The sequence below is a fragment of the Micromonospora taraxaci genome, from assembly GCF_007830095.1.
Taxonomy (GTDB): domain Bacteria; phylum Actinomycetota; class Actinomycetes; order Mycobacteriales; family Micromonosporaceae; genus Micromonospora; species Micromonospora taraxaci.
This window is the reverse complement of the sequence record NZ_VIWZ01000002.1, coordinates 308686-329342: the sequence shown is the minus strand read 5'-3', so window position 1 is coordinate 329342 and position 20657 is coordinate 308686. Positions and strand designations below refer to the sequence as shown.

At 72.2% G+C, this 20657-nt stretch carries 15 protein-coding genes; 10 read left to right on the top strand and 5 right to left on the bottom strand.

Going from position 1 to position 20657, the window contains the following annotated elements:
- Positions 1–153: 153 nt before the first annotated feature.
- Together FHU34_RS30600 and FHU34_RS30595 are read left to right on the top strand one after the other, a co-directional pair.
- Positions 154–3168 (top strand): S8 family serine peptidase, encoded by a 3015-nt coding sequence (locus FHU34_RS30600; protein ID WP_167524986.1) that lies wholly within the window; start codon positions 154–156, stop codon positions 3166–3168.
- A 100-nt stretch (positions 3169–3268) separates the two neighbouring features.
- Positions 3269–5695: an ATP-binding protein gene (locus FHU34_RS30595; RefSeq protein ID WP_145786102.1), complete on the top strand. Its 2427-nt coding sequence runs from the start codon at positions 3269–3271 to the stop codon at positions 5693–5695.
- A gap of 118 nt (positions 5696–5813) precedes the next feature.
- On the opposite strand, the gene FHU34_RS30590 is transcribed toward FHU34_RS30595, so the two are convergent.
- Genes FHU34_RS30590 through FHU34_RS30570 form a run of 5 tightly spaced genes read right to left on the bottom strand, consistent with a single transcriptional unit; the run spans position 5814 to position 13244 of the window.
- Positions 5814–8087, bottom strand: coding sequence for a DUF8189 domain-containing protein (locus FHU34_RS30590; protein ID WP_145786101.1), 2274 nt, complete (start codon positions 8085–8087; stop codon positions 5814–5816).
- A gap of 46 nt (positions 8088–8133) precedes the next feature.
- A complete protein-coding gene (locus tag FHU34_RS30585) occupies positions 8134–10212 on the bottom strand; it encodes an alpha-galactosidase (protein WP_145786100.1) in 2079 nt (692 codons plus the stop codon).
- Positions 10209–11030, bottom strand: a complete 822-nt coding sequence (locus tag FHU34_RS30580; protein ID WP_145786099.1) for a carbohydrate ABC transporter permease — start codon at positions 11028–11030, stop codon at positions 10209–10211. The genes FHU34_RS30585 and FHU34_RS30580 overlap by 4 nt, the downstream gene beginning before the upstream one ends.
- A complete protein-coding gene (locus FHU34_RS30575; protein WP_145786098.1) occupies positions 11030–11947 on the bottom strand; it encodes a carbohydrate ABC transporter permease in 918 nt (305 codons plus the stop codon). Before FHU34_RS30575 ends, FHU34_RS30580 begins: the two co-directional genes overlap by 1 nt.
- A 1-nt stretch (position 11948) precedes the next feature.
- Positions 11949–13244, bottom strand: a complete 1296-nt coding sequence (locus FHU34_RS30570) for an ABC transporter substrate-binding protein (protein ID WP_145786097.1) — start codon at positions 13242–13244, stop codon at positions 11949–11951.
- Positions 13245–13403: 159 nt separating this feature from the next.
- On the opposite strand from FHU34_RS30570, the gene FHU34_RS30565 reads away from it, so the two are divergent.
- The 8 genes from FHU34_RS30565 (at position 13404) to FHU34_RS30530 (ending at position 20629) form a co-directional block, all read left to right on the top strand.
- On the top strand, positions 13404–14150 hold the full coding sequence (locus tag FHU34_RS30565; RefSeq protein ID WP_145786096.1) for an SDR family NAD(P)-dependent oxidoreductase: 747 nt from the start codon (positions 13404–13406) through the stop codon (positions 14148–14150).
- A 35-nt stretch (positions 14151–14185) separates the two neighbouring features.
- Entirely contained in the window at positions 14186–14896 is a 711-nt protein-coding gene (locus tag FHU34_RS30560; protein ID WP_145786095.1) for a FadR/GntR family transcriptional regulator, read from the top strand.
- On the top strand, positions 14893–16038 hold the full coding sequence (dgoD, locus tag FHU34_RS30555; RefSeq protein WP_145786094.1) for a galactonate dehydratase: 1146 nt from the start codon (positions 14893–14895) through the stop codon (positions 16036–16038). The genes FHU34_RS30560 and dgoD overlap by 4 nt, the downstream gene beginning before the upstream one ends.
- Positions 16035–16871, top strand: a complete 837-nt coding sequence (locus FHU34_RS30550; protein WP_425280594.1) for a hypothetical protein — start codon at positions 16035–16037, stop codon at positions 16869–16871. Before dgoD ends, FHU34_RS30550 begins: the two co-directional genes overlap by 4 nt.
- Before the next feature lie 11 nt (positions 16872–16882).
- Entirely contained in the window at positions 16883–17503 is a 621-nt protein-coding gene (locus tag FHU34_RS30545; RefSeq protein ID WP_145786092.1) for a bifunctional 4-hydroxy-2-oxoglutarate aldolase/2-dehydro-3-deoxy-phosphogluconate aldolase, read from the top strand.
- Entirely contained in the window at positions 17500–18441 is a 942-nt protein-coding gene (locus FHU34_RS30540) for a sugar kinase (RefSeq protein ID WP_145786091.1), read from the top strand. The genes FHU34_RS30545 and FHU34_RS30540 overlap by 4 nt, the downstream gene beginning before the upstream one ends.
- A gap of 61 nt (positions 18442–18502) precedes the next feature.
- Positions 18503–19384, top strand: coding sequence for an SMP-30/gluconolactonase/LRE family protein (locus FHU34_RS30535; protein WP_145786090.1), 882 nt, complete (start codon positions 18503–18505; stop codon positions 19382–19384).
- A 141-nt stretch (positions 19385–19525) separates the two neighbouring features.
- Positions 19526–20629, top strand: coding sequence for an L-dopachrome tautomerase-related protein (locus FHU34_RS30530; protein WP_145786089.1), 1104 nt, complete (start codon positions 19526–19528; stop codon positions 20627–20629).
- Positions 20630–20657: the final 28 nt, after the last annotated feature.

Genomic DNA, 20657 nt, shown 5'->3' with positions numbered 1-20657 from the left:
ACGGGTGCTTCTCGATGATCGTTACCGCTCCTAGGTTTCGGCCACCGTCATCAGTCGTGGCGGCCGGCACCGAACGTGGAGGCAAACGACGTGCCACAAACGAACGCACATCGGACCGGACGGGCCAGGCGCGGGGTCAGCATGCTGGCTGCCGTGGCGCTGACCGCAGCCGGCCTGACCAGTCTGCCCGGCAGCGCCGCCGCCGCACCGACGAGCAGCGGACCGACCGCCCGTTACCTCGTCCAACTCGACGAGGAGCCGCTGGCCACGTACACCGGCGGTGTTCCGGGTATCGCGGCGACCAAGCCCACCGACGGCGCGAAGCTGAACCGCACATCGGGCAGCGCCAAGGCGTACCGCGATCACCTGCGCCAGCAGCGCACGTCCGTGCTGGACCGCGTCGGCGTGCCGGCCGAGCGCACCCGCGTCACGATGGAGACGGCTTTCAACGGCTTCGCCGCCGACCTGACCGGGCCGCAGGCCGCCCGGCTGCGCGCCACCCGCGGTGTGCGGGCGGTGTACGAGAGCCGGAAGGTGCACGCCGCAACCTCGCACACCCCTGACTACCTGGGCCTGACCGGCAAGGGCGGGGTGTGGAAGAAGGAGTTCGGCGGGGACTCCCGCGCGGGCGAGGGCGTGATCATCGGAGTCATCGACAGCGGCTACTGGCCGGAGAGCGCGAGTTTCGCGCCCCTGCCCAGCCCTCGCCCCGACCAGGCGATCATCGACGCCAAGTGGAAGGGCACCTGCGACGTCGGTACCGAGGCACCTGTCACCTGCAACAACAAGGTGATCGGCGCCCGCTGGTACAACGACAGCGGCATCGCCGAGGCGTTCCCGGACGACTACTCCTCGCCCCGCGACCGCAACGGTCACGGCACCCACACCGCCAGCACCGCGGCCGGCATCCACGGCGTACGGGCGACGTCGGGCACCCAGGACCTCGGGATGATCTCCGGCATGGCGCCGGCTGCCCGGCTCGCGATCTACAAGGCGCTGTACGACAACGGTGCGGGTGGCGCGACCGGAACCGACATCGACATCGTGCACGCCATCGACGACGCGGTCGCCGACGGTGTCGACGTGATCAACTACTCGATCGGTGACGACACCGAGCAGTTCGGCGCTGTCGACGCGACGTTCTTCAACGCCGCCGCCGCCGGGGTGTTCGTCGCCGCCGCAGCGGGTAACTCCGGACCGTTCGCCAACACCGTCGACAACTCGACGCCCTGGCTGACCACTGTGGCCGCGAGCACCACCGACCGGCAGAACACCCGCAAGCTCACCCTCGGCAACGGCACGACCATCGCCGGCGTGGGCATGGGCGAGACCGGTGTCGGCCCGGCCCGACTGGTCTTCGCGAAGGACAGCGCGCTCGACCCCGACGGCGCCTACGGTGCCGGCCTCTGCGCCGATGACACGTTGGACCCGGCCAAGGTGAAGGGCGCCATCGTGCTCTGCGTACGCGGGGAGATCCCCCGTACCGACAAGAGCATCGAGGTGGCGCGGGCCGGCGGGGTCGGCATGGTGCTGTACAACGAGGAGCTGAACTCCCTCAACGCGGACGTGCAGACGGTGCCGACAGTGCACATCAACGAGGTCGACCTGGCCACTGTCACCGCGTACGTCGCCAAGGGCAACGCCACGGCCACCATCTCGCCGAGCAGGCTGGAGACCGTCGAGGCCCCCGCCGTCGCGGCGTTCTCCTCGGCGGGCCCGTCCAACCTGAACGCCGGTGAACTGCTCAAGCCGGACATCAGCGCGCCCGGTCAGGACATCGTCGCCGCGTTCTCCCCGTCCATCGGCGGGAACGACTTCGCGCTGGAGTCGGGCACCTCGATGGCGGCGCCGCACATCGCCGGTATCGCCGCGCTGCTGCTGGCCAAGCACCCCGGATGGTCGCCGGCCGCGGTCCGCTCGGCGCTGATGACCAGCGCCGTCGACAAGACCGACAAGGGCAACCCGATCAAGATCGGCACGTACGACGCGACCCCGCTGAACTACGGTGCCGGCCAGGTGGAGCCGGGCAGCGCCTTCGACCCGGGCCTGGTCTACGACTCCAACCAGCAGGACTGGATCAAGTACCTCTGCGGGGTGTCCGCCGACCGGGGCAGCGACTACGGGCTCGGCGACCTGGACGGCTGCGACACGATCGGCGCGATCGACACGGCGCAGCTCAACTACCCGTCCATCTCGCTGGGTCGGATGGTGGGCAAGCAGAGCGTGACCCGCACGGTCACCAACGTCAGCGACAAGACCAGCACCTACACCTCGTCGGTGCAGGCCCCGCCGGGCTACAAGGTCAAGGTCACGCCGGCGAAGATGCAGATCCGTCCCGGCCACAGCGCCCGCTTCACGGTGGAGGTCACCAACACCGGCGGCGCGTTCGACACCTGGGCCGACGGCTCGCTGACCTGGCGCGACCAGTTCAAGCACGAGGTACGCAGCCCGCTGGTCGTGCACAACTCCGGACTGGTGACCCCCGACGCCATCACCGGCAAGGGCACCTTCGGTAGCCTCCGGATCCCCGCCGAGGTCGGCTACAAGGGGCAGCTGATCTCCCAGGTCTCCGGCCTGACCTCGGGTACGAGCACCGCGGTGACCCTGAAGGGTGACGGGCCGAGCTGGGACTGGAGCACGTCGAACAACCTGCCGGTGCCGCTGCCCGCGTCGATCAGCAGGACCACCCTGCACGTACCGGCGGGCACTCGCAGCCCGGAGATCCACGTGACGTCGGCACGACCCACCTGCTCCCACATCGACTGGGAGGACGAGGAGGGCGTGATGGAGTGCACCGAGTTCAGCCTCAACGTCTACGACACGTCCGGGAAGTTCGTCACCGCCACGGCCAGCACCCGGATCGGCGCCAAGGTCAGCCTGCCGGACGGTGCCGGTGACTACATCGTGGTGGTCGAGCAGGAGTTCACCGAGAACATCAAGGACGGCGCCAACGCGTACACCATCACCAGTTACCTGCCGGGGGCACCCGGCACGTCCACCGGCCGGTTCACCATCGACCCGAAGCAGCGTTCCGTGCAACCGGGTGCGACGGCGAATCTGACAGTGCGCTGGTTCGGCCTCGCCCCGGGGCAGCGCTACGTCGGCGTGGTGGAGTTCCGCAACGGTGACGGCTCGCTGAAGACCGTGCCGGTCACCATCCAGTCCTGACCACCGCTCCCCCCACCCGGCGGATCGGCGTGTGACCCAGGTCACCGCCGGTCCGCCGGATCATCGGCGGCGACCGCAGAGGTGATCTGCTCGGCCCACGGTGATCGACGGCGACGATGACAAGACGCGGGGCGGCGGGGGCCCAACTCCCGTCCGCCCCGAACGTCTGCGTGGACCCGTCGAGTTCGTCGGCCGAGCGGCCGAGCTGGACCAGCTCCGCCGGCTCGTCGAAGCCCCACCGTGCCTGATCCTGCTGGAGGGTGAACCCGGGATCGGCAAGAGCCGGTTGGTCGCCGAATTGCTCAGCGGACTTCCCGGGCACCACGTGGTCGGCGAGTGCGACGACGTACCGGAACCCTTCCCGCTCGGCGTACTCCTGGACGCGATCGGCGGCAGCGCCGACCGGCTCGGTGCGGTGAGCCCGGTCGCCGGCGCCCTCGCGCCGCTGCTCCCCGAACTGGCCGACGTGCTGCCGGCCGCGCCGCCCCCGCTGACCGATCCGGCAGCCGAACGACACCGGCTGCTCCGGGCCGTCGCCGCGGTGCTCGCCGCGCTGAGCCCCGCCACGCTGCTCCTCGAGGACCTGCACTGGGCCGACCCGGCCACCTGCGAGTTCCTCGGCTACCTGGCCACCCACCCGGTGGACGGGCTGGCCGTGGTGCTGACCGCCCGCACGGCAGCGCCCGGAGGCGGTACGCCCATCCACGACGCGTTGGCCCGAACCCCACCGTGGAGCGTCACCCGGGTTTCGCTCGGTCCGCTGGACGCCGGCGACGTACACCGACTGGCCGCCCGCACCCTGCGGCTCGACGACCCTCCGCAGCAGCTCACCGCAACTCTGCTCGACCGGACCGCGGGCATCCCGTTCGTGGTGGAGGAGGTGCTGCGTACGCTCGCCGAGCGCGGCGGCGACCCGTTGGCGGACGACAGCGTCCCGTTCGTCCTGCGCGACGTGCTGCTCTGGCGGTTGCGGCCGCTCGACGAGGGCACCCGGGAGGTGCTCGGGGCCGCCGCGGTGCTGGGGATGGCACCGGACCAGCGCATTCTCGCCTCGGCCCTCAGCCTGGACCGGGTGACTGTCGGCTCGGCGTTGACCGCCGCCCATCGGGCGGGACTTCTGCACGACGGCGGGGACGGTCTGCGGTTCCGTCACGACCTGGCCCGACAGGTGGTGTACGACCTGGTTCCCCGGCCCAATCGGGAGTGGCTGCACCTGCGGGTCGCACGGGTGCTGGAACAGGAGTTACCGAGGCCTGTCGCGCAGCTGGCGCACCACTACCGGTTGGCCGGCAGCGGGGCCGACTTCGTCCGCAACGCCGAGGCTGCCGCCGACCTGGCCACCGAACGCGGCGACGACGCGACCGCCGCCAGCTTCCTGCTCCAGACGATGGACGTCGCCGAGCTTCCCCGACCGGTGCGGGTTCGGCTCGCCGCGAAGCTGGGCCGGTCCGCCATCGACGGGCTCAGCCAGGCGGAGGCGATCCCGGTGCTGGAGCGGCTGCTCGCCGACCGGCGGTTGCCGCCCGGAGCCCGGGGCGAGCTGGGCCTGGTGCTCGGGCGGATGCTGCGTCAACAGGGCGAGGCACTGCGGGGGTACACCGAGATCGAGCGGGCCGTGCCGTACCTGCGCGCACCGCGCCGCAAGGCCCCGGCGCTCGCGGTGCTGGCGGCCCCGGACACCGTCGTCGGCCGGCACGTCGACGACCACCTGGCCCGGTGTACGGAGGCGGAGAGCGCCGCGACGGCCAGCGGTGACCCGGCGGCGCACCTCGCGGTCCGTATCGCCCGCGCGTCGCTGCTGTTGGAGCTGGGCGACCCGGCGGCCTGGTCGATCATCACCGAGCTGCGCGCGTCCGCCGAGTTGGCCGATCGACCCAGGGAGCACGCCCGCGCCTGCCTGAACTGGGCGCAGGGCGCGTTGCACGCCGGGCATCCGGAGCAGGCCGAGGCGCTCCTGGCTGCCGGTCGGGCGTTGGTCGACGAGACCGGGTACGAGCGGCTGACCGCCCTGGTGGAGGCGACCGAGTTGTCGCTGAGCCGGGCCGCCGGGAGGTTCGACGGGCTGGCCGAGCGGCTCACCCGGCTGGTCACCACCGCCGAACGGATGCCGGTCACCCTGCTGGACGCGCGGGCCGAACTGGCCACCGTGCTGGCGCTCACCGCCGGGAGCGGCGACGACGTGGAGATTGCCGAGCGGGCGCTGCGGGAGGTGGTGGCGGACGCCCGTCGGGTGGGTGCGATCTGGCCGCTGGTGCAGGCACTCACGGCGTTGGCCCGGCTGACGCTGACCGACAGGCCGGACGAGGCCGTCCGGCACGCGGCCGACGCGCTGTCGCTGGTACGCGGGAAGGGCATCCTGGCGTGGGCCGCCGAGGCGGTGCTGGTGCTGGCCGAGGCGGCAGTCGCAGCAGGTGAACCGGCGCGCGCGGCAGACGCGGTCGCCGAGTTGGAGGCCGGGATCGTGGGCCGGGACGCGCCACTCGCCCTGGCGGCGCTACGCCGATGCCGGGAACTCGTCCCAGCCTGAACCGCGGATCCGGGCCCAGGACGGAGCCGGCAACCACACCGGGCCGGCCCCCACGCGGAGCCGGCCCGGCCTTGCGGGTGCGGTGGCGGGCCGCCGGTCGACGGCCCGCCACCGTGGATCAGAGGACGACCTGGTGTACGCGGTTGTCCACCCCGCGTACCGCCAGCCAGGCACTGCCGTTGGCACCGGCGGCGGCTCCGGGCGCACCCCGGAACGCGTCGGTGGCGAACTCACCACGTTGGAACCAGCCGCCCCAGGCGCCGTCGGTCAGGTTGCGCTGCCACAGCCGGTTGTCGGCGGCCAGCGAGAACAGGTAGACCCGGCCGGAGGTGGCGAGCAGGGTCGGACTGCCGTTGGTGGTGCCGCCCAGGTTGGTCCAGGCCGACCAGGTGGTGCCGGTACGGCTACTCCACCACACCTCGTCGGTGCGGCTACGGACCGCCACGTGCAGGACGCCGGCGTCGTCGACGACAGCGCTCGGCCGACCGTAGAAGGGCCGGTCGTCGGGGGCTCCGACGCCGGTCCAGCCGGTGCTCGGGGTACGCGACCAGAGCTTGCCGTCGGCACCACGCCCGACGAGCGTCCACTGGGTCGGGCTGGTCCAGGCCACCGTCGGCGCGTCGGTCAACGTGCCACCGAGGCTGCGCCACGGTCCCCACCTGCCGGCGGTGTAGCTGCGCTGCCAGGCCGCGTTGTCGGTGCCACGGACGAAGACGTCGAGTCGTCCACTGGCGGAGGCGTACGCGGCCGGCTGGCCGAGGATCCGCCCGCCGACCGGCCCGCCGAGCGAGGTCCAGTGCGTGCCCCACGTCGTACCGGTGCGGGTGTTGACGGCCAGCGCACCGGAAGCGTCGCGGACGAAGGCGGTGGCGTGCGTGTCGTCCACCCGGACCAGCGCCGGGCTGGCGCTCGCGGTGCCGCCGAGGTCGGCGCCGGCGACCTGGTCGGCGCCGGTCAGACGGAGCATGGCCACGCCGTGCGCCGGCACCTCGACGGTGTACGAGCCGGTGAACGGCTGGACTCCGGCGGTGCCGGGCTGGGCGTCCACGTCGGCGCGGGACCAGAGGTCACGGACGCGGACCGCGCCGCCGAGCGCGACGTCGGCGAAATTCACAGTGATCCGTTGGGCGGTGTCGTGCCGGTTGAGCAGCGCGACGGCCCGCTTGCCGGAGCCGTTCAGCACCTTGCTCCAGACCTGCGCGTCGGTGCCGGTGTCGGCGACCTTGACGCCCTGTCGGACCAGCGGGTCCTGGTCCACGGCGATGATCTCCGGGTTGGTCAACGCCGAGATCATCTCCTTCGGTAGGCCACGAGGGTCGGAGCCGATCACCAGCGGCGCGGCCATGATGGCCCACATGCCGAGCTGCGTCTTGGACTCGTCAAGGCTCAACTCGTACCCGCCGTCGGGCAGTGGGCGCATCGGCAGCAGGTAGTCCGGGTCGTTGTAGTGCCCCGGCCCGGTGGCCGCCGGGTGGTACGCGTTGACGTCCATGTTGCGCAGCACCCACGGGTACGCCCACTGCGGGGTCGGGTCCGTCAGCCCCACGTCGGTGTACGTGCGCCAGGAGTCGGCGATGGTGGGTGCGTACGTGTAGCTCCAGGTGGAGAGCTGTTCCGGGGTGTACGGGCCGCCACCCCAGTCGGAGCTGACCGGGTTGCAGATGTTGAGCAGCATCGGGCGCGGTGACTGGCGTACCGCCTCGGCAAGCTCACGGAAGGTGGCCTCCGGGTCGAGGCCGGCGGCGCGCCCACACAGCCAGTCGGCCTTGAGTGCGTCGAAGCCCCAGCCGGCGAACTGGGCGATGTCGGCCCGGTAGTGGCCGTTGCTGCCGAGCCCGCACTGCCCCGGCAGGTAGGGGCCGGCGTCGGTGTAGATGCCGGCCTTCATCCCCTTGCTGTGGATGTACGCGGCCAGCGCGGCCATCCCACCGGGGAAGCGGGCCGGGTCGGCGACGAGCTGGCCGGCCTCGTTGCGCGGGGTGGGCGCGGCCCAGTTGCCGTCGATCCAGACGTAGGTGTAGCCGGCGTCACGCAGGCCACTGTGGACAATGAAGTCGGTGACGGACCGTACTTCGGCCTCGGTGGGGTCGCCACCGAGACCGAAGTAGGTGTTCCAGCCCTGGTAGGGCGTCGGGGCGAGCCCGCTGTTGAAGTAGGCGGGCGCGCCCTGGTCCTCCGCTCCGGTGGCCGCTGGGGCGTGACCGGGACGGCCCGGCCCATGGCCGGCCGGCGGTGGACCGGCGGGCGAGGGGGCCGCCGGCGGTGGACCGGCGGGAGAGGAGCCGGCCTGCGGTGGGGCCGCCTGCGGTGGACCGGCCATCGCCGGCGTGGGGCTGACCAGGCCCAGGCCGAGCACGGCCAGGGTGGCGGTCAGCGGTCGGTTCAGGCGCATGGAGGTACTCCTGTCCCTCGGGGGTGGGGGTGGTGGTGCTCCGGCCTCAGTCGCGGGTCAGCACGATGAGGTCGGCGTCGTGGGTCGCGCTCCAGTGCACGGGCAGGCCGACGGTGGCGAGGTGGCTGCCGGAGTAGTGCCGATCGCCGTGCGAGTAACGCGCTGCCGGGTCGAGGCCGCGCAGCGGCAGCCGCACCGGACGGGACGGCAGCAGTCCGGCGCCGTCGAGGCGGCCGGTGTGCCAGGCCAGCACGACCACCCGGTTCTCGTCCGGCGCGGTGTACTGCACCGCACAGCGCGCCTGGTCGGGGCCACCGATCAGGTGCACCTCGCCGTGCGTGACGACGTCCCGGATCTCCTTGTAGCGGGCGATCCAGTCGGCCGCCTCGGCCCGCTCGTCGGGAGTCCAGGCGCGGATGTCCGCGCCGATGCCGAGCACACCGGCCATCGCGAGGACGAAGCGGAACGCGAGCGAGCGCGGTCGGCTGTCGAACAGGCCGGGCGCGTCGGTGACCCAGGAGCTGAGCAGGTGCGGTGCGTTGGCGTGCAGGAAGCCGTACTGGATGGCGAGCCGGTCCAGGGGCCCGGTGTTGTCGCTGGGCCAGAAGACGTCGGCTCGGGCGGCCATCGCCAGGTCGGTGCGCGCGCCACCGCCGGCACAGGCCTCGATCAGCACGCCGGGGTGGTCCCGGCGCAGTTGCTCGTAGATGCGGTGCAGGTTGGCGACGTGCGCGCCGTCCAGGTCGAGCGGAGCGATCCCGCCGGCACGACCGGGCTCGGTACGTGGCCGGTTGAAATCCCACTTCAGGTAGTCGATGTCGTACCGGCGGAGCAATCCGTCGACTGTGGAGTGCACGAACTCGGCGACCTCGGGCCGGCCCAGGTCGAGCAGGTACTGGTTGCGGACCGGGGTGAGGGGTCGACCGTCGACGGAGTAGACCCAGTCCGGGTGCTCGGCGTAGAGCGTCGACTTCGGGTTCACGCACTCCGGCTCGACCCAGAGCCCGAAGTTCAGCCCGAGTGCGCGCACGTCGGCGATGAACGCGTCGAACCCGGCCGGGAACTTCGCCGGGTCGGGCGTCCAGTCACCGAGCCCGGCGGTGTCGTCGTTGCGGCCGACGAACCAGCCGTCGTCCACCACGAACGTCTCCACGCCGAGCTCGGCGGCGATCCGGGCCAGCGCGAGCTGACTCTGCGCCTCGACGGCGAAGTAGGTGGCTTCCCAGGAGTTGTAGAGCACCGGGCGCGGGGTGAGCCGTTCACCGGCCAGCAACCGCTGGTGGGTGTGCCAGACGCGGGCCAGCCCGTCCAGGCCGTCCGGGCTGTACGCGCCGGTGACCACCGGCAGGGTCAGCGACTCGCCGGGGGGCAGCTCCAACGGGCCGTCGACCAGCTGGCGGCCGGCCCGGACCCGGGTCAGGCCGCCGGTGTCCCGCTCCGCGCTGATCTCCCAGGAGCCGGTCCACGCCAACCCCATCCCCCACGCCGAGCCGGCCGGGTCCGCGGTGTCCCGCACGGCCAGCCAGGGCACGTGCAGATGCCCGGGTACGCCCTGGGAGCTGCCGATGCTGAAGGTTCCGTGACCCAGCTCGACGTGGGAGAGCTGGAACTCCTGCTCCCACTGCCCCCACTGGTGGCTGAGCAACGCGCCGTGCGGCGTCGGTACGCAGAACCCACCCGATCCGGCCCGGACCACCCGCAGCGCGTCGGTGCCGTCGTTGGTCAGCTCGACCCACCGCTGCACCACGTCGGTGCCGGCGGGCACCCGGTAGTGCACAGTGGCGCGCAGCCCGGTGACCGCGTCGGCGAAGGCGACGGCCAGCTCCCGCTGGTCGGCGTCGATCCGCGCGTCGGTGTGGACGAAGCCCACCCGGCGCTGCCCGTTCGAGGTCTCGATCACCAGGTCGGCGCCGGTGAACGGTCGGTCGGCGTCGGTGGCGTACTCGATGGGGGCCGCGTCGCCGGCGGTGAGGAACGGCACCGGGCCGTCGTAGGCCACCGGCGACGGCCCGTCCGAGACGCCGTGCGGGCCCCACGCGACAAGCTCCAACCAGCGACCGTGCGCGGGCACTGTCACTGTGTACTCGGTGTGCGCCCCGCGCAGCGTCCACAGCTGCCCGGTCACTTGACCGCTCCCAGCGCCAGGCCGGAGACGAAGTGCCGCTGGAAACGCAGGAAGACCGCGACGGTGGGCACGGCCGCGATGACCGTACCGGCGGCGATGACGTTCCAGGACGAGACGAACTGCCCCTGGAGGGCGAGGAGCGCCGGTGTGACCGGCATGTTGTCGTCGGTACGCAGCACAGTGATCGCCCACAGCAGGTCGTTGAAGATCCAGGTGAAGGAGAGCGCACCCAGGGCGGCCAACGCGGGCCGGGTCAGCGGCAGCATCACCCGGGTGAAGATCTGCGCCGTGCCCGCGCCGTCGATGGTGGCCGCTTCCTGGATCTCGCCCGGCAGGTCCCGCATGAAGCCGTGCAGGACGAACGTGTAGAAGCCGAGCCCGAAACCGACCTGCACCGTGATCAGCGCCCAGAGCGTGTCGTACAGGCCGGTGAGCTCGCTGAACTTGGCCACCGGGATGAGCAGGATCTGTGGTGGCAGCAGGTTGCCGGCGAGCATCAGCAGCAGGATGGTCCGCCGGCCGGGGATCCGGAAGCGGCTCAGCGCGAACGCCGCCATCGCCGCCAGCCCCAGGCTCAGCGCCACCGACGGGATGGTGACCAGCATGCTGTTGATCAGCGCGCGCAGCTCACCGCCGTCGGTCCACGCCTGCCGGTAGGTGTCCAGGGTGAACGAGTGCGGCAGGCTGCCCACGCCGTGCGCGGCGATGTCGTCGAACGACCGGGTGGACATCACCACCACCCAGAGCACCGGCCCCAGCCAGAGCAGCGAGAGCAGGATCATGCCGGTGTGGAAGGCCCCGGTACGGAGCTTGTTCATCACGCTTCCTCCCGGAACGCGCGGACCAGGTAGCCGAGGATGACGGCCAGCGCGAGCACGAAGATCACGACGGCGATGGCGGAGGCGTAACCCAGCCGCAGGCTCTGGAACGCGGTCGAGTACATGTAGGTGCTGAGCAGCTCCGACGAGTGGTACGGGCCGCCCTTGGTCAGCGACCAGACGATGTCGAACGAGCGCAGCGAGTCGATCACGATGACCGACAGCACGACCGCATTGACCCCCTTGAGCTGGGGAATGGTGACGTGCCGCAGCCGCTGCCAGGAGTTGGCGCCGTCCATCCGGGCGGCCTCGTGCAGCGCCGGGTCGATGGCCTTGAGGCCGGCCAGGAACAGCACCATCACGTACCCGATCTGCCGCCACAGGGCGGGCAGGATCACCGCGTACAGCGCGGTCTGTGGATCGGCCAGCCAGGGCCGGATCAGGTGCTCCAGGCCGACGGCCCGCAGCAGCGTGTCGGCGATGCCGTCGGGCTGGTAGAAGACCCGCCAGACCAGCGCCGTCACCACCAGTGAGAACACCACAGGTGTGAACAGCGCGGCCCGGTAGAAGCCGACCCCGCGCCGCTCCTTCTGCAGGACCAGCGCCATGCCGAACCCGCCCAGCACGGAGAGGCCGCCGAAGAGCACCAGCCAGATCACCGTGTTGATCAGCGCGCCCCGGAAGGTGGCGTCACCGGCCAGCTCGACGTAGTTGTCCGCGCCGACGAAGGTCGGCGGCGACATCCCGTCCCAGCGGGTGAGCGAGAACCAGAAGCCCTGGAGCGCCGGCCAGAACACCCAAATGCTCTCGACCGCGAACGGCACGAGGACGAAGGCCACCAGCAGCGGCGACAGTCGAGCCGACCGTCGCCGCCGCCGGGTGGGGGTGACCGAAGTCGGGGAGATCGTTGCTGTCACGTCAGCCCTTGAAGACCTTCTCGGCGCCGGCCTGCCACTCCCGCAGGATCGCGTCGATCTGGTCCGGCTTGTCGATGAACTTGGTCAGCGCGGTGTCCGCGGTCGGCTGGAGCGCGTCGCTGGAATCCCGGTTGAAGAACTGGGTCAGCTCCTTGGCCTCGCCGAGCATCGCCTTGCCCTTGGCCACCAGCGGCGAGTCGGACGCCTTGGCCCTGGGGTTGGCCGGCAGCACGATGCCGGAGCTGGCCTTGACGTACGCCTCCTGGGCCTCGACCCCGGAGAGGTAGGTCAGCAGGGCCTTGGTGCCGGTCGGGTTGGCGGTCTTCGCGCTGGCGAAGAAGCCGTCCGTCGGAGCCTCCTCGGCCAGCGGCACCGCCGGGTCGATGATCGGGAACCGGAAGAAGTCCAGGTCACCGAGGGCGTCCTTCGGCGCGGCGTCGGCGAAGAACGTGCCGATCAGGAACATGCCGGTCTTGCCGGCCAGCAGGGCGGTGGTCGCCTCCTGGAACGGGTACGCCTTGCCCTTGGGGTCGAAGTAGGGCAGGGCCTCGCGCCAGCGGGTGAAGACCGCCTTGACCTTGGGGTCGTCGAAGCGCTGCTTGCCGGCGAGCAGCTCGCGGTGGAACGGCGCGCCGTTGATCCGGATGTTCAGGTAGTCGAACCAGGCCGAGGCCACCCACGGGGTGTCGCCGAGACCGATGCCGATCGGCGGGACGCCCTTGCTCTTCAGCGTCTCGCACAGCGCCAGGAAGTCCGCCCAGGTCTTCGGCTCCTGCACGCCCCACTTGGCGAAGTTCGACTTGCGGTAGAAGAAGCCCCACCAGTAGTTGTTCATCGGCACGAAGACCTGCTTGCCGCTGGCGGCGGTGGAGAGGGTGCGCAGCGACTCGGGGTAGTCGCCCAGCGACTTCCAGACGTCGGAGACGTCCAGCAACAGGTCCTTGCTGGCGTAGTCGTTGGCGACGGAGCCCGCGTACCAGGTGTAGAGGTCCGGCGGGTTGGCCGAGGTCAGGTAGGTGGGGAGCTGGGTCCGGAAGGTCTCCGAGGCGATCGTGTTGAGACTCGCCGTGCCCTTGCCCTGCGCGTTGAAGGTCTCGATCAGCTTCTCCATCGCGGCCTTGGCCTGCGGTGAGGAGAGGTTGGACTGGATGGTGACAGCGCCCGAGCCGCCGCTCGTCGTCGGCCCGCTGGCGGAACTGGCGCACGCGCTGAGGAACGAGCTGGCGCCGAGTGCACCCAGGCCGGCGAGCCCTAGGTGACCAAGGAATCGCCGGCGACCGGGGTCGAAGTCGCTCACGGAGGTATCCCTTCCTCTACGACACGTAGCGTCACCGCGCGATGTGTCGTCCATGTGAATGCTGTGACCAGAAGGTTGCATCGGCCGTTGCCGGCTGTCAAGATATCTTCGTAATTAATGATTAGATGAGATCAAGGCGAGAGTCAGGTGGATCAGCCTATGCGCCGGCTTGAAGGCAAGAACGCGCTGGTCACAGGCGCTATGGGTGGAATCGGAGCCGCTACCGCCCGGCGGCTGGCCGCCGAGGGAGCAGCCGTCGCGCTTCTCGACGTGCACGATCCGGCTCCGCTGGCCGACGAACTGACCGCCTCCGGCCACCGAGCACTGTCCGTAATGGGCAGTGTCAGCGAGGAGGACGACTGGGCAGCCGCGGTGTCGGCCGCCCGAGCGAACCTCGGCCCGATCGACATCCTGGTCAGCACCGCGTACGCCGTTCAGGTCGCCCCGGCGCACGAGACCAGCCGGCAGTCCTGGGACCACCAGCTCGGCGTCAGCCTCACCGGCTCCTTCCTCGGCGTCCGCGCCTGCCTGGACGACCTGCGGGCCCGCTCCGGCGCAGTGGTGCTGATCTCCTCGGTGCACGCGCTGGTCGGGCTGCCCGGCCGGCCCGCGTACGCCGCCGCCAAGGGAGGCCTGGTCGCGCTCGGCCGCCAGCTCGCCGTGGAGTACGGCCCACAGGTACGCGTCAACACGGTGCTGCCCGGGCCGATCCTCACCGCCGCCTGGGACGACGTCTCCGAAGAGGACCGTCGGCAGAGCGTCGCGGAGACCGTCGCGAAGCGCTTCGGCACCCCGGACGAGGTCGCCTCGACAGTCGCCTTCCTCGCCTCACCGGACGCCGCGTACATCACCGGCGCGAGCCTCGTGGTGGACGGTGGTTGGACAGCGGTGAAAGCCTCGGCCTGAGAGATCGATACCGACCAGCGAAAAGGCCAGGAGCATTGGCACAGTACGCCCGCCGCGGCATCCACGGACAGACCGTCGAAGCGATCGCCCGCCGCATCCTCACCGGTGAGATCCCCGCCGGCGCGACCCTGAACATCGTCGCGTTGCAGGAGGAGTTCGACGTCAGCCTCACGGCGCTCCGCGAGGCGCTGAAGGTCCTCTCCGCCAAGGGCATCGTGGATGCCCGGCAGAAGCGCGGCACCTTCGTCCGGCCCCGGTCCGACTGGAACCTGCTCGACGGTGACGTGATCCGCTGGCAGTTCGCCGAGGGCACCGACCAGCGGTTGCTCGACCAACTGCACGAGGTACGCGCCATCATCGAGCCGGCCGCCGCACGGCTGGCCGCGACCCGTGCGACCGAGGACGATCTGGCCGCCCTCGACCGGGCGCTGGCCGAGATGGCCGAGGCCAACGGCGATCCCACCGCCGCCATCGCCGCGGACCTCGCCTTCCACCGCGCGCTGCTCACCGCCACCCACAACGAGCTGCTGGAACGCATGGAGGTGGTGATGGAGACCGGGCTGGCCGAACGGGACCGGCTGGTGCACGGCGGCGCCCCGCACGACGACCCGGTGCCCAGCCACCGGGCTGTCGTCGACGCGCTGCGCAGCCGGGACGAGACGGCGGCCGAGGCCGCCATGCGTGAGTTGCTGGACAAGGCCGTCCGCGACGTCGAGAAGGCACGGGGACAGAGGGGCAGTCAGTGAAGATCGAGCGGATCGAGACCTTCCTCGTCGCACCACGGTGGCTGTTCTGCCGGGTGGAGACCGACGAGGGCCTGGTCGGGTGGGGCGAACCGGTGGTGGAGGGCCGCGCCGAGGTGGTGCGCAGCGCCGTCGAGGTGCTCTCCGAGTACCTGATCGGCGCGGACCCGCTGCGCATCGAGCAGCACTGGCAGATCCTCACCAAGGGCGGCTTCTACCGGGGCGGCCCGATCCTCTCCAGCGCCGTCGCCGGCCTGGACCAGGCGCTCTGGGACATCGCCGGGCAGGCGTACGGGGCACCGGTGCACGCCCTGCTCGGCGGCGCCGTCCGCGACCGGGTACGTGTCTACTCCTGGATCGGCGGAGACGAGCCCGACGAGATCGCCGACGCCGCCGCGGCACAGGTCGCCGCCGGCCTCACCGGGATCAAGATGAACGCGTCCGGGCGGCTGTCGGCCATCCCCACCTCCGCCGAGGTGGACGCCGTCGTCGGCCGGGTCGCCGCCGCCCGCGAGGTGCTCGGCCCCGACCGGGACATCGCGCTGGACTTCCACGGCCGGGCCGGGCTGGCCGCGGTACGCCGGATCCTGCCCGAGCTGACCCCCCTCCGTCCGTTCTTCGTGGAGGAGCCGGTCCTGCCCGACCAGGCCCACCACCTGCGCGACATCGTCGCCAGCACGCCCATCCCGGTGGCCACCGGCGAACGGCTCTACGGTCGCAACGAGTTCCTCGGCCCGTTGCAGGCCGGGGTCGCCGTGATCCAGCCGGACCTGTCGCACGCCGGCGGGATCTCCGAGGTACGCCGGATCGCCGCGCTGGCCGAGACGTACGGCGCGCTGCTCGCCCCGCACTGCCCGCTCGGCCCGATCTCCCTGGCCGCCAGCCTCCAGGTGGCCTTCGCGACGCCGAACTTCCTGATTCAGGAGCAGAGCATCGGCATCCACTACAACGTCGGCTCCGAACTGCTGGACTACGTGGTCGACCCGGAGCCGTTCCGGTTCGTCGACGGGCACATCGCCCGCTTCGACCGACCCGGATTGGGCATCACAGTGGACGAGGCGGCGGTTCGCAAGGCCGCCCAGACCCCGCACGCCTGGCGTAACCCGGTCTGGGAGCACGCCGACGGGTCGTTCGCGGAATGGTGACCGCCGCGACCGCGGTGCCGCTGCGTGCCGCGTACGACGCCGCGCACGGAGGCAGGTGGACCAGCCTGCGCGGCGGCGGCCGGGAGTGGCTGTGGCGCGGCCCGGAACCCGGCCGACACGAGGTACGCCCCGACGACGCGTTCGTGGACGCCGGCGGCCTGGAGGAGTGCCTGCCCACCGTGCGCGGACGACCCGACCACGGCGAGGTGTGGTCACGCCCCTGGCGCACCGCCGGCCCCGGCACGGCGGTCATCGAGCGTCCGACGTTCGTGCTGACCCGCCGGATCACCGACTCCGCCGGGGTGGTGGTGGCCGACTACCGGCTGGCCGCCGACCCCGGTCATCGGTTCGTCTGGGCCGCCCACGCCCTGCTCAATCTCTCCCCCTCAGCCCGCCTCGACGCGCCCGCCGGCACGCCGACCCGGCTGCACCCGGAGGCTGCCGCGTTGCTGCCGCCGGGCACCTGGCCCACCGACGCACCGTGGCTCGGCGGGGCGTGGCCGGCCCCTGCCGGGCTGACGCTCGACACGTTCGGCACGGACGACGGGACCGCGCTCGGAGCGGTGCTGCTCGACTGCCCCCGGGTCCAGGTGATCGACGGTGTCGACCGACTGACACTGGCACTGGAGTGCGCCGACCAGCCCCGCAGCACCGCGCTCTGGCGCAACCTCGGTGGCTGGCCAGAGACCGGCCCGTACCGCAGCATCGGTGTCGAGCCGATGCTCGGCGCCGCCTTCGACCTGGCCGACGCCGGCCCCACCGACGCGGCGGTCGTTCCCCCCGCCGGCGAGGTCGCCTGGCGGCTCACCATCTCCGCCCACCGCATCCCCTGAGGACACCCGTGATGAACCTGCTCGACGAGCTGCGTACCCACCGGTTGCTGGCCATCGTCCGCGGCCCGGACCCGGCGGCGGCGCTGACCGCCGTGCTCACAGTGGCCGAGAGCGGCGTCGCACTGGTCGAGGTCTCACTCACCAGCGCCGACGCGCTCGACGTCATCCGGCGCGCCCGGGCCGCCCTCGGACCCGACTACGCCCTGGGTGCGGGCACCGTGCTCAGCGCCGAGGACGCCCGCGCGGCGGCCGACGCGGGCGCCGGTTTCCTGGTCACCCCGGCGCTCGCGCCGAGCCTCGGCGAAGGCGGACGGCTCGGGCTGCCGGTGCTCGCCGGCGCGCTCACCCCCACCGAGGTGGTGCAGGCCAACAGCGGCGGGGCCACCGCGATCAAGCTCTTCCCGGCGTCCCTCGGTGGGCCTGACTACCTCGGCGCACTGCGCGACCCGTTCCCCGGCACCGCGTTCGTACCGGTCGGTGGGGTCGACGCGGAGGGCGCACGACGCTACCTGGACCGCGGAGCGCTCGCGGTCGGAGTCGGTTCCCCCCTGCTCGGCGACGCCGTCCGCGGCGGCGACCCGGCGGCGCTGCGCGAGCGCGCCGCTGCCTTCCTCGCGGCGGTGCGGCGATGACCGACGTGCTCACGCTCGGCGAGACGATGGCGGCGTTCCGCACCACCGGCCCACTGCGGCTGGGCGGCACCGCCGGAATCTCCGTCGCCGGGTCCGAGTCGAACGTGGCGATCGGGCTGGCCCGGCTCGGCCATCGGGCGGCCTGGGTCGGCGTCACCGGTGCCGACGAGCCCGGTGAGCTGGTCCGCCGTACGCTGCGCGCCGAGGGCGTCGACCTGAGCTGGTCCCGGGTCGACCCGACCGCCCCGACCGGGCTGATCCTCTTCGAGAACCGGGTCGCCGACATCAACCGGGTCACCTACCACCGCGCCGGGTCGGCCGGCTCCCGGCTGCGCCCGGCCGACGTGACCCAGGCATTCGACGCGCCCGGGTCGCCGCCCCGGCTGCTGCACGTCACGGGCATCACCTGCGCGCTCGGCGCCGAGCCGTACGAGGCGGTGGTGGAGGCCGTGCGACTAGCCCGTGCGGCCGGCAGCACCGTCTGCCTGGACGTCAACCACCGGCAGCGGCTCTGGTCGGTCGCCGAGGCCGCCACCGCGCTGCGGCCGCTGCTGCCCTCGATCGACCTGGTGGTCGCCTCCGACGACGAGCTGGCCGTGCTGACCGGCGCCTCCGACCCGGTCACGGCGTTGCTCTCCGCCGGGGTGGCCGAGGTCGTCGTCAAGCACGGTGCCGGCGGGGCGACCAGCCACAGCAGGGCCGGCGCGCTGCACCGTCCAGCTCGGACGGTGCCGGTGGTGGACACCGTCGGCGCGGGCGACGCCTTCGTGGCCGGGCTGCTCTCCGGGTGGCTCGACGGCGCCGACGCCCCGGCCCGACTGGACCGGGCCGTCACCACCGGGGCGTTCGCGGTGGCCACCAGGGGCGACTGGGAGGGCCTGCCCGACCGGGCGGAGCTGACGCTGCTGGACCACGAGCCGGGCGGTACGGTCCGCTGACCGGGTGACGGGCGGTCGGGCCTGCCCGACCGCCGCCCCGCAGATCGTTTGGAGGAGCGAGATGGAGCTAACCGAGCCGACCGTCTGGAGCACCGACCGGTTGGAGTTGGGCGAAGGGCTGCGCTGGGTCGACGACCGCCTGGTCCTCGTCGATCTGCTGGCCGGACGCCTGCTGGAAACCGACGGCGACGCCCCCGCCCCGCTGCGGGAGGTGCGCCGTCTCGACGTTCCGCTCGGCGCGGTCGCCCCGGTGGCCGGCCGGCCTGGTGACTGGCTGGCCGCCGCCGGAACCGGCCTCACACTGCTGCCCGCCACCGGCGACCCCCGACCGGTCGCCGACCTGGTCGCTGACGCACCCGAGCCCACCCGGATGAACGACGCGGTCGCCGACCCGCACGGCCACTTCTGGGCCGGCAGCATGACGTACGCGGCGGTCCCCGGCGAGGGCACGCTGTTCCGGCTCACCCCCGGCTCGGTACCGGTGCCCGCGGTGACCGGACTGACCATCCCGAACGGGCCGGCGTTCGACGCCACCGGCACCACCATGTACCTCGCCGACACGCCGCGCGGCGAGATCGACCGGTTCACCGTCGACCCCGCGACCGGGGCCCTGAGCGGGCGGGAGCCGTTCCTTCGGCTGCCCTCCGCCGACGGCGGCCCGGACGGCATGACCGTCGACGCCGCCGGTCACCTCTGGATCGCGCTGTGGGGCGGTTCGGCGGTACGCCGCTACCGGCCGGACGGGACCCTGGAGCAGGAGATCCGGCTGCCGGCGAAACAGCCGGCCGGAATCTGCCTGGGCGGCCCCGACCTGCGCCGACTCTTCATCGGCACCGCCCGGGTGGGGCTGACCACGCCCGGCCCGGAGGACGGGGCGCTGCTCGCGGTGGACGTCGCCGTCCCCGGCCTGCCCGCCGCCAGGGCCGCCGCACCGGTGGCCTGACCGAGACCCGGACCGGCCCGCCCTCCCGACTCCGCTGGCTGGCCACGCATACCGGACGTCCGGACGGGAAGAGCCAGCACAGGAGCGGGACATCCGGCGGATCGGCAGGGGGCGGGCGATGAGCACCGTGGGTTGGGCGTCATGAGTGGGCCGGTCGGCGACGAGCCGGTTGGCGAGTTGGAGCTGGTGCACACCTTCACCGGCCCGATGCCGACCGGGGTGAGCGTCTCGCACTCCGGTCGGATCTTCGTCAACTTCCCGAAGTGGGGCGACGAGGTGCCGGCCACCGTCGTCGAACTGCGCGACGGTCAGGAGGTGCCCTACCCCGACCAGGCGTGGAACGACCCGTCCGGCGACGACGACGCGGGTGCGTTCGTGTCGGTGCAGAGCATCGTGGTCGACCCGGCGGACCGGCTCTGGGTGCTGGACACCGGCAGCCCGATGTTCCAGCCCACCAAGCCGGGTGGCCCGAAACTGGTCCGGGTCGACCTGGAGACCGACACGGTCGCCCAGGTGATCACCTTCCCTGCGGACGTGGCGCTGCCGACGACGTACCTCAACGACGTCCGCTTCGACCTGCGCCGCGGCGAGTCCGGCGTCGCGTACATCACCGACTCGGCCGACTCCGGGCCGAACGGGATCATCGTGGTGGACCTGGCCAGCGGGGCGTCCTGGCGGCGGCTGCACGACCACCCGTCCACCAAGGCGGAGCCGTTGACGGCGTTCCGCCCGGTGGTCGAGGGCCGGCCGTTCCTCGAACGGCCGGCGGACGGGCCGCCGAAGCCGGTGGGGATGGGCTCCGACGGCATCGCGATCTCCGCCGACGGCAGCCGGCTCCACTACTGCCCGCTGGCGTCCCGACGCTGGTACAGCGTCTCCACCGAGGCGTTGGCCGACCCGGGCGTCACCCAGGAGGCGGCCGCCGCGACTGTTGTCGACGAGGGCGACAAGGGCACCGCGTCGGACGGGTTGGAGAGCGACGACGCGGGCCGGTTCTACCTCACCTCGTACGAGCACAACGCGGTGCTGCGCCGGCTGCCGGACGGCGAGTACGAGACGCTGGTCCACGATCCGCGGCTGCTCTGGCCGGACACCATGTCGGTGGCCACCGACGGGTACCTCTACGTCACCGCCAACCAGCTGCACCGGCAGCCGCAGTACCAGCGCGGTCAGGACCTGCGGCGCAAGCCGTACGCGCTGTTCCGCACCCGCATCGACGCCGGCCCGGTGCTGCTACGCCGCTGAGCCCGCGCCAGTCGCTGAGCCCGCGCCA